The following is a 9,905-nucleotide window of genomic DNA, read 5'->3' as shown; positions in this document are numbered from 1 at the left end:
CCCGGAGATTGTCCTACGCCGCAAGCGCCTCCTTGTCCCCGGTATTCATGACCACGGACAGTTCCTCGGCGGAAAAGACCTTGTCGATGTTCAGGATGATGATGAAATCCTCACCCTGTTTGCCCATGCCTTCGATGAACTCGGAATTGATCCGGGCGCCCAGCCGGGGGGCCGGCTCGATCTGATCCGGCTCCAGGTCGAAGACCTCCTGAACCGAATCGGCCAAGGCCCCCAGAACCGTGGCCTCCCCGTCCAGTTCCACCTCGCTGATGATAATGCAGGTGTTCACCGTGGGCTCGGTCCGGCTCATGCCGAACTTCAGCCGCATGTCCACCACGGGCACGGCCCGCCCCCGCACATTGATCACACCGCGCAGAAACTCCGGCGTCCGGGGCACACGGGTGATCTCCGTGTACTCCAGCACCTCCCGGACCTTGGCGATGTCCATGGCGTAGAGTTCCTTGTCCAGGGTAAAGGTCAGGTATTGTCGGAGTGTCGTACTCAATTTGTCATCCATGTTTCCTCCGGAAAGGATGAAAGGGTTCAGCGGTTCAGCGGAGATGGAATCACGAGACGCGGTAGGGGCGGACCTATGTGTCCGCCCTTGCGGGTGGCCGACCGTTCCTGCATTGTTCAATAATTATGTGATGCCTGACCGCCCGTGCAAATCTCGTCCATGCGATCTATCGCGTTAATCCGGATGGGGCGCACACACAGGTGCGCCCCTACAAATTACCCCGTGAACCTCTCACTCAGAACTTCTCAAACTCATCATCCCCACCCATATCCAGGGCCAGGCCGCCTTGGTTCTGCGTTTTCGCCGGGACGGCCTTGCGGGCCGGGACCATGAGGTTGCCGGGTTGGGGCTTGCGCTGCTGTTGTTTCCTCGACCCTGATCCGGACCCACTCATCTTGAAGAAGGCCATGGTGGCCTGGAGTTCCTCGGCCTGGCTGGAGAGTTCCTCGGAAGTGGAGGCCATTTCTTCGGCTGCCGAGGCATTTTGCTGGATGACCTGGTCCAGTTGCTGGATGGCCTTGTTGATCTGCTCCACGCCGATGCTCTGCTCCCGGCTGGCGGCGTTGATCTCCTGGATCAATTCCGCTGTGCGCTGGATGTCCGGGACGATCTTGACCAGCATTTCCCCGGCCTGCTCGGCCACCTGCACGCTGGACCTGGACAGTTCGCTGATCTCCGTGGCCGCGGAGCCGCTACGTTCGGCCAGCTTGCGCACTTCGGCGGCTACGACCGCGAAGCCCTTGCCCGCGTCTCCGGCCCGGGCCGCCTCAATGGCCGCGTTCAGGGCCAGGAGGTTGGTCTGCCGGGCAATTTCCTCAATGATGGAGATCTTCTCCGCGATCTGCTTCATGGCCGTCACGGTATGGGACACGGCCTGCCCGCCTTCCTGGGCGTCCTTGGCCGCCTGCAGGGCGATCTTCTCGGTCTGGGCCGCGTTGTCCGCGTTCTGCCTGATGTTCGCGGTCATCTCTTCCATGCTCGAAGAGACCTCTTCCACGGCCGCGGCCTGTTCCGTGGCACCCTGGGACATCTGCTCGGCCGAAGCTGAAAGCTGCTCGCTGCCCGACGCCACGTTCTCCGAAGCCGCCTTCACCTCGCCAACGATCTCCCGGAGCTTGGCCTGCATGTCCTGCATGGCCCTGCCCAGCACGCCGATTTCGTCCTTCTGGTCAACGTCCAGATGAGCGTCCAGATCGCCTTCGGAAAGGTCTTCGGAGAACCGCACCCCCTTGTTCACGGGTCGGGTGATGGCCATGGTCAGCAGGGTGCCCAGGGCCAGGGCCAGAATCACGCCAATGACGATCCCGGCAATGGCCACAATCTGGGCCATGGCCGCGTCGGCCGCGGCCTCAACCACGGCCTCACCGGCGATATCCTCGTTGATGTGCACAAGCTGATCGAGCATTTCCATGACATCCCGGGCCTCCGCGTAGATTGGCCCCATGACCAGGGTGTTGCTCCGATCCCGCAGGGCGTTGACCTCTTCGGCCATTTCAATCAGCTGGTGAAAGAACCGGAAGACTTCCTCGGCCGCGGGCTGCAGCACGTACTGGAACAAGCGTTGCGCCTCGGTCAAATTGCCGGTCCGGACCGCCTGTTGGAGCTGGCCAACGGTCTGGTGAAAGCGGTTATGCGGGGCCTGCATCTCCCGGAGAATGCTGACCAGTCGCGGATTTTCAAAGCGCACCTCGCTCAGCCAGCGCCCGAAATTACAGGCCGTAGCATCATCCCCGCCGGAAAACTCCTCCTGGTTAAAAATGCTGTTGGCCGCCCGCACTTCGACCTGATAATGGTCGCCCCTGAACTGTTGCAGGCTCTCAACAAGTTCACCGGGATCAAGAATCCCCAGGGCATGAAATTCCCGCATCAGCTCCAGCCATTCGGTATTCCGCGCCTCCCATTCAGTCAGTTCCCGCTCTATCTGCGCCGCCAGCCGGTCCTCCTCGTCCGTGGCCGGAAGGGTCTTGAAATAGTTCCACTTGCTGTGCAATTCCACCCGCGCCTCATTAAAATGTCCGAGTTGGCGCTGCCGCTGCTCCATGTCCAAGAACTCGACCATCAGCGTACGCTGGGCGACCATCATCTCCTCGATGGCCAGCTCCACTTCCAGCAACGATTCAATGCTCGGCAAACGAACCTGCCCGATTTCATTGACATGCCCGCCCAGCTTGCGCGCCTCCCACCAACCAAACGCCCCCACCACGAACACGATCAGGGCCACGGCAACGAATCCGCCGACCAGTTTCACACCCAGTTTGATGTTCTTCATCCCTCTCCTCCTTGGTTTGGGGTTGTATTTAAGGTTTAATGGTTCAACGGTTCAACGGTTCAGCGGTTGGAAAAACGTCGATGGGTGGTGTTGCTGTAGGGGCGAAAAATCTTTCCCCCGGCGGTGTCGCGCCAAATGCACCACATCCCGACAACGGCTCCAACCGTGAACCGCTGAACCGTTGAACCGTGAACCCTTCATCACCTCAACCTGTCCTTGATGGCCAATATTTCCTCCAGGCGATCCAGAAACACGTCCAGCACCCGCGGGTCGAAATGGGTGCCGCGTCCCTGGCGCATGATGTCCAAGGACTTGGGGACCGGAAATGCATTCTTGTAAGGCCGTTTGCTGGTCAGGGCGTCGAACACGTCCGCCACGGCGCAGATTCTGCCGGGAAGGGGGATGTCTTCGCCGGACAGGCCCGAGGGGTAGCCGCTGCCGTCCCATTTTTCGTGATGGGACAGGGCAATGATGGTCCCCATGTTCATGTAGTCGGAGGCCCCAGCACCCAGAATCCTGCCGCCGATGCTGGTGTGGGTTTTCATGGTTTCCCACTCCTGGGGGGCCAGCTTGCCCGGCTTGAGCAGAATGCTGTCAGGGATGCCGATCTTGCCCACGTCGTGCATCGGGCTGCTGATCCGGATCAGCTCCACCTCCTCCCGGTCCAGGCCCACACCTTGGGCGATCACGGTGCTGTAGGCGGACATCCGCCGGACATGGTCCGCGGTGTCCTCATCCTTGTACTCCGCTGCCGCGGCAAGATGCTGGATGGTTTCGACATGAGCCTTGTCCAGATCGCGCAGAGCGCGTTGCAACTCCCTGGTGCGGGCCTCGACCTTCGCCTCCAGGTCGGCCTGAAAAGCCTTGATTTCATCCTGCTGGGCCTTTTGCCGGAGCAGGGATTGGACGCGGACTCGCAACTCCAGCCAGTCCACCGGCTTGGCGATGAAATCGTTGGCTCCGGCCTCCACGGCCTGCAAGCGATGGGCTCTTTCGGAAAGCGTGGTGACCATGATCACCGGGATGTCCCGGATTTCCGGGTTGCGGCGGATCTTCCGGACCAGGGTGAACCCGTCCATTTCCGGCATCATCACGTCGGACAGGACCAAGTCGTAAGATTGGTCCAGAAAGGCCAAAGCCTCCAGCCCGTTCTTGGCCTCACAGACCTCATGGCCGATCTTCCCGAGCATGCTCCTGAGCAGCAGCAGATTTTGAGGCTCGTCGTCCACGATAAGGATTTTCGCGCCGGTCATGGCGTTGCTCCTTGGTTTGCGAGTATGCTTCGTTAATCAGAGGGCGACCGGCTTGCCCAGGCGGGACTGCGTTTTGTCGCGACACAGCACGTCCCGGCCTGTCCCTGGCTCCGCCCCCACGGCCCGGCAGCCCCCCCGGCGTTTGGCGGCGTACAACGCCTGGTCCGCCGCCTCCAACAAGTCATCAGGTCTGGCCATGGACGCCCGAGCCTGGGCAAAGCCGATGCTCACCGGCCCCTCCCAGATCACCACCCGATCAGCGTTGCGGAATGTCTTGTCCGCGGCCAGGATTTTCCCGGCCACCAGGGCCGCGTCCTCTTCCGAGCATCGGGGACAGACCACCAGAAATTCATCCCCACCAAGGCGGCAAACGATGTCGTCGGTCCGCACGGATTCCTGCAGGGCAACGGCCAAAGCCCGCAGCAGGTCGTCACCCACGGCATGCCCATACGTGTCGTTGACCTGCTTGAACTTGTCGGCATCCAGCAGAAGGACGGAAAAATTGAAGCCCTGCTCCGCTGCCTCGGCCCAGAGATTGCCCAGCAGGGTCATGGCAAAGCGTCGATTGGGCAGACCGGTCAGCTCGTCGTGCACGGCCAGAGCCTGCAACCTACGGTTGGCCTGTTGCAATTCAGCAGTACGTTCCTGAACCAGTTGCTCCAGGTTGCTGTTAAGTTGGCGTAGTTCATGGTTGCGCTGAGAAACCGTCTTGAACAGCCCTTTGAGGGCTGTGAGCAGCGGCTCTGTTCCGGTCCGGGCCTGGTCAGCTTCAGTCTGATAGGCCTGTTCCGCGTCCTGACCGTCCTGCACGGCTTGAACCTGCCTGGCCATGCCCTGGTCAACACCGAGAATGTGGTATGCCAGCCACTCCACCAGGTATCCCAGCATCTGTTCAGCCTGGTCCGGTGAAAGGCTTTCAGCCCTGGATGCCAGAGATTCGGCTTCCTCAACAAAAGTCCTGTGCAGGCCCTGATGATATTTGATGTAGGCCGGAAACAAGCCCACTGATTTTATCATGGCCTCTTCGTCACTGAAATGGATGCGGGTGTAATCCAACATGGCCATGGAGGCCGCTTTCAGCTTCTCCGGATCAAGCCGGTCATTGGCCAAGGCCGTTTCGCCGACCTCGTTGATCAGATCCACCAGCTTCTGGTGTTGCTCATCCACCATGGATATGCCCACCAGAAAGGATTCGTTCCAATTGAAAACCTTATTCATACGTGCCCCTTGCGTGATGTTAAACCATGTCTCTTTCCAGAGGACGGTCGTCAATGATCGTTCGCAACTGCTCGTAAACCATCTTCACCTCATCCATCCTTCCCCGCACAGCATCCAGATTCCCACCTTGGGCCGCGTCTTCCATTTCCTCGGCCAGGGCTCGCAGGTTCTCCGCGCCGGTATTCGCGGCCATGCCTCTGACGGTGTGCGCCGCCATGCGGACCGCGGGGGCGTCGCCGACGTTCAGGGCTGTCTGGAGTTCCTGGATGCGTTGGGGCATGTTGTCCAGAAACAACTTCAGCACATCCCGAACCAGGTCCTCATCCCCCATGCACCGATCCAGAAACGCGTCGCGGTCGAACACGGGCAGGGCCACATCCTCCTCTGTCCGCTCCTTCGCCTCCCGCTCACCACCCTCTTCCCCCTCCTGACTTCTGACTTCTGACTCCTGGCTTCTGTCCGTCCCCAGCCACCTCCCCAGCACCCGGGCCAACTCCCCCGGATTCACCGGCTTGGCCAGGAAATCATCCATCCCGGCCTCAAAGCACTGCTCCCGATCCCGCGGCAGAACCCCGGCGGTCATGGCGATCACCGGCAAGCGGGGTTCACGGTTCACGGTTGGGGCCGTGGTAGCGAGGGGTTGGGTTGCATTTGGCGCGAGGCCGTCGGGCGCACCGCGGTGCGCCCCTACATCAACACCGTCAACCGTCGTTTCTTCAACCGTTGAACCGTTGAACCGTGAACCGTGAACCTCCCCGGCACGAATGTGCCGCGTCGCGGCAAGCCCATCCATCTCCGGCATCTGCACATCCATGAGCACCAGATCGTAGGGATTGGTTTGCAGGGCGTGGAGGGCTTCGCGGCCGTTGGATACGGTATCGGCATGCAGGCCCAATTTCTTGAGCATGCCCAGGGCCACCTGCTGGTTGACCGGATTGTCCTCGGCCAGGAGAATGCGCGCATTGGTGCGGCCGAAATGAAGAGGTTCGCATGGGACAGGGTGGAGACCTTTGTCGTCAAAGCACTCCTTGTCTTCTTGATTTGCCAGGTCCAAGCAGACCGTGAACCAGAAGGTGGAGCCCTGGCCGGCCACGCTGTGGACGCCGATCCGGCCGCCCATCATCTCCACCAGTTGCCGGGATATGGCCAACCCCAGACCGGTCCCCCCGAATCGACGGGTTATGGAAGCATCAACCTGGCTGAACTTGTCAAAGAGTTGATCGATATTGCCCTCGGGGATGCCTATGCCGGTGTCCCGGACAGTGAAGCGGAGCATGATGTTTGGTTCACGGTTCAGGGGTTCACGATTCACGGTTGTTGCAGGTTCAAGGTTCAGCGGTTCACGGTTCACGGTTGGGGCCGTGGTGGTGTCGGGAGAGGGTGCATTGGGCGCGACACCGTCGGGCGCACCGCGGTGCGCCCCTACATCAACACCGTCAACCGCCGTTTCTTCAACCGCTGAACCGTTGAACCGTGAACCGTGAACCCCTTCCCCGACCTCTTCAACCCTCACCACGACCTCGCCCTGCTCCGTAAACTTCACCGCGTTGCCCACCAGATTGATCAATATCTGACGCAAGCGTCCGGGGTCTCCACGGAGGTGGGTGGGGACGTCCGGGGCTATGGTCCAGATCAGTTTCAGATTCTTTTCATCCGCCCTGACGGCCATCATGCCCATGAAGCCCTTGAGCATGGCCTCCAGGTCAAAATGGATGTTCTCGATATCCAGCCGACCGGCTTCGATTTTCGAAAAGTCCAGGATATCGTTGATGATCGTCAACAAAGCTTCGGCACTGGCTTGCACGGTTTGAGCGTAGCGGCGCTGCTCGTCGGTCAGATCCGTATCCATGAGCAGTCCGGTCATCCCGATCACCCCGTTCATGGGGGTTCGGATCTCGTGGCTCATATTGGCCAGGAATTCGCTTTTGGCCTGATTCGCGACCTCGGCCATTTTTTGCAATTTCGCCATTTCTTCGGCTTTTTGCCTCAATTCTTCGTGGATGCGCGCGTTGTTGAGGGCAAGCCCGAAGATATCCACCAGCAGGATGAGCAATTGCTCGTATCGGTCCTTATGCTCAGGAAATTGCAGACACTCGCACTGCACGCCGCACAGTATCCGGCCTTGATGAATAATCGGGATGGAAAAACCTCTCAGGGAGTCGTTCCAGTAACGCTGATGAGGAGTGGGCTGCATTTCCACGGTCATCTGATCCGGGGCCAGCAACCGCACTCGACGCGGTGCAAACAGCATTTCCAGGATAGCCACGATTTTCTTCCTGGTGTCCTCCTCGTTAAGCGACTGGGTCAGCTCCCTGATCATATCCATGACCATGAGATACTCGCTGGTCGATCGCTTGCTGCGCGCATGCTCCTTGGCCGCTTTTTCCAGCTTCCACCGGTCCAGCTCCTGCCCAATGCAGGATTGCAGGTAGTCCAGGCCGACAGGAAGAACCACCGCGGGCAGGCCGACGTATCCGGCAAACGCATGGAGTCGCGCCTTGTCTTCGGGCCTTCCGAACGTCTCCAGTAGCAGGACTTCCCGGGCTGTTTCCTGGAACATCATCCGGGCTGTCGGCGCGTCCGCCTTCCAGTCCCGCATCACCTGCTCCCAGTTTGCAAGCCAGCCGGCGGAGACCGTGAACGCTCCGTGGGCCTGAAGATGCGCCAGGAGTTTCGGGGGGATGATCAGCTCAAGGCACTGCCCGTGGGCACGTGTCCGGAGATGGGGATACGGCTCGGTCAACCCGGCTGTCAGGGCTCCAGGCCTTCCAAGTAAAATTATGCCGTCGCGCCCGGCTGCTTCGAAATCCAGGCCGCATTCAGCGAGCAGTTCAGGAAGCGTGGGCGTGACCGGCTTGTGACAGAAGCACGGCACGACGTGGGTCTGAAAAAGTGGTGGAGCGTCGAGGGCGTTCAGCACCGCGGCGACTTCCTCGGAGAGGTTGGCGCAGCAAATCAGATGCAGGGTATCAATCATGGATGTCCAATCGGATGGGGTACTGGCCCCACTTCCTGGTAGCTTCCCCAATGGCATGCAACACATCGTCCGGAACCTGGAAGGGAATTTCTCCGTGATTCTCCGCGAGGAGAAAACCACCGCCCGCAGCGGCCTTTGCGACGGCCCGGCGCACGTTGCGCTCAGCCTCGGCCGGATCCCATCCGCGCATGGCCAAGCCGTTGAGATTGCCGAGAATGCTTGCCTTTCCGGCGAAGGCCGACTTTGTTTCAGCCAGGTCTTCCTCGTCGCTGACGCCAACCACTGCCGCGCCGGTCCGGGACACGAGGTCCGCGATGGGCAGGCAACGCCCTGAAGCGAAATGAATGGCCACCGGCCCTTTGATGGCCGCCAGCATTCGCTTGGCGCACGGAAATCCGGTTTCCAGATATTTTGTTCTGGGAACCATTGTCGGTGAAGACATCGGATCGAAATAGCAAATCGCGGTTGCGCCGGCGTCCAATTGGGCATTGGCCCACTCGACGCAGAAGGCCTCGTTCAGAAGCAGCAACCGTTCGAATTCCAACGGCCGCTCATGCAGCAAATCCAGGTAGGGAGCAAAGCCCATCTGCATGACCGGCAGGGAAAAAGGAGACATGACAACCCCGATGATCGGCACGGTGTCGCCAACCTGTGCCTTGAGCCCGGCGATGGCGTCCAGAACCTTGCGCAGGCATGGCGTGTTCCGGACATCGGGTGCGGACAATTGCCTGATTCTTTCCGGTGAGCCGATCAGGGGCTGCCCCGAGTTGGGAGGGCCGTCATCACGGTAGATGACTTCGCCGCCCCAAGCCTCCACCTCAACCGCGGCGTAGAAAAACGTGTACAGGCAGTCGTGTTTGAATTTCTCCCGGAGCCGCAACTGGCCTTCAACCACATTCCTCGCGGTGTTGAAATATTCCCGGATTCCCAATCCCATCTCTTTGGCGCCGTGCATTGTGAGCAATAAAAACAGGGGGACGCGATCCGGTTCCCGGTGTGAGAGGGCCGTCAGCACCCGCTGCATGGATGTCATGGGGCTCATGAACGACCTCCGAGTAGGGTGGTTAATACCTGAATGGACTCCCTGGCATTGCCGGCGGTGGCATCCGCGCCGACCTCTTTCCAAAGCTGCTTGTCCAGACGATACGGCGCTCCGCCCACCAAGAGCTTTCCCCTGAACCCCAGCTCCTGAAGACGTTTTTTCAAGTCCTTGACGGCCAGAGCCGAGGGAAGCATCAACGTGGACACCAGCAACGCATCAAGTTCATGGTCAACCGCGTCCGTGGCCAACGGGTCGATCTCCATGCGACCCCAGTCATCAATGTCGAATCCCGCAAGGCGCAACGACGAGAGAACAATCCGCTTGCCCAGCATGTGGTGATCGTTGAGCACGGCGATGGCGCAACGCCCCGGAATTTTCGCCGCGCCTTCTTTGTGGGCCATCACGCCCGCCATCAGTTCCTCGCAGATTTTCCCGCTCATATAGACCTGGGAAAGCGCCGCCTCACCGGTCTCCCACTCCTTGCCGATGATTTCCAGGGCCTGCACCACGGTGGATTCAACATCACCCGCCGAAAGGCCCATGGCCTGGGCGCGGGCCAAAACTTCCCGGGCCGCCTGCTTGTCCACAGCCAGCAAGGCCTCCGTAAAATCCTTCACAAAAGTGGACAT

7 protein-coding genes are annotated in these 9,905 nt (G+C 60.2%); all 7 read right to left on the bottom strand.

Annotated features, from left to right (window positions below; translation table 11 throughout):
• Positions 1-13: 13 nt before the first annotated feature.
• A complete protein-coding gene (locus AC559A_RS08410; protein ID WP_028572092.1) occupies positions 14-517 on the bottom strand; it encodes a chemotaxis protein CheW in 504 nt (167 codons plus the stop codon).
• Positions 518-752: 235 nt separating this feature from the next.
• Positions 753-2,786 (bottom strand): methyl-accepting chemotaxis protein, encoded by a 2,034-nt coding sequence (locus AC559A_RS08405; RefSeq protein WP_498817428.1) that lies wholly within the window; start codon positions 2,784-2,786, stop codon positions 753-755.
• Between the two features lie 200 nt (positions 2,787-2,986).
• Complete coding sequence (locus tag AC559A_RS08400) at positions 2,987-4,039, bottom strand: HD domain-containing phosphohydrolase (protein ID WP_498817427.1); 1,053 nt, start codon at positions 4,037-4,039, stop codon at positions 2,987-2,989.
• Positions 4,040-4,075: 36 nt separating this feature from the next.
• Positions 4,076-5,257 carry a GGDEF domain-containing protein gene (locus tag AC559A_RS08395; RefSeq protein ID WP_498817425.1) on the bottom strand — a complete coding sequence of 394 codons (1,182 nt, stop codon included), beginning with the start codon at positions 5,255-5,257 and terminating at the stop codon, positions 4,076-4,078.
• A gap of 19 nt (positions 5,258-5,276) precedes the next feature.
• On the bottom strand, positions 5,277-8,234 hold the full coding sequence (locus AC559A_RS08390) for an ATP-binding protein (protein ID WP_498817423.1): 2,958 nt from the start codon (positions 8,232-8,234) through the stop codon (positions 5,277-5,279).
• A complete protein-coding gene (locus AC559A_RS08385) occupies positions 8,227-9,276 on the bottom strand; it encodes a uroporphyrinogen decarboxylase family protein (RefSeq protein WP_498817421.1) in 1,050 nt (349 codons plus the stop codon). The genes AC559A_RS08390 and AC559A_RS08385 overlap by 8 nt, the downstream gene beginning before the upstream one ends.
• Complete coding sequence (locus AC559A_RS08380) at positions 9,273-9,905, bottom strand: cobalamin B12-binding domain-containing protein (protein WP_028572095.1); 633 nt, start codon at positions 9,903-9,905, stop codon at positions 9,273-9,275. The genes AC559A_RS08385 and AC559A_RS08380 overlap by 4 nt, the downstream gene beginning before the upstream one ends.

Origin of the sequence: Desulfonatronum zhilinae (genome assembly GCF_900182865.1) — a bacterium.
Classification (GTDB): Bacteria; Desulfobacterota; Desulfovibrionia; order Desulfovibrionales; family Desulfonatronaceae; genus Desulfonatronum; species Desulfonatronum lacustre.
The sequence above is the reverse complement of the archived record's forward strand: the minus strand, read 5'-3'. Positions and strand labels throughout refer to the sequence as shown.

Coding starts and splice junctions, on each gene's coding strand:
- AC559A_RS08400 (WP_498817427.1), bottom strand. CDS start 4,039: ATGACCGGCGCGAAAATCCTTATCGTGGACGACGAGCCTCAAAATCTG.
- AC559A_RS08380 (WP_028572095.1), bottom strand. CDS start 9,905: ATGTCCACTTTTGTGAAGGATTTTACGGAGGCCTTGCTGGCTGTGGAC.
- AC559A_RS08385 (WP_498817421.1), bottom strand. CDS start 9,276: ATGAGCCCCATGACATCCATGCAGCGGGTGCTGACGGCCCTCTCACAC.
- AC559A_RS08395 (WP_498817425.1), bottom strand. CDS start 5,257: ATGAATAAGGTTTTCAATTGGAACGAATCCTTTCTGGTGGGCATATCC.
- AC559A_RS08405 (WP_498817428.1), bottom strand. CDS start 2,786: ATGAAGAACATCAAACTGGGTGTGAAACTGGTCGGCGGATTCGTTGCC.
- AC559A_RS08390 (WP_498817423.1), bottom strand. CDS start 8,234: ATGATTGATACCCTGCATCTGATTTGCTGCGCCAACCTCTCCGAGGAA.
- AC559A_RS08410 (WP_028572092.1), bottom strand. CDS start 517: ATGGATGACAAATTGAGTACGACACTCCGACAATACCTGACCTTTACC.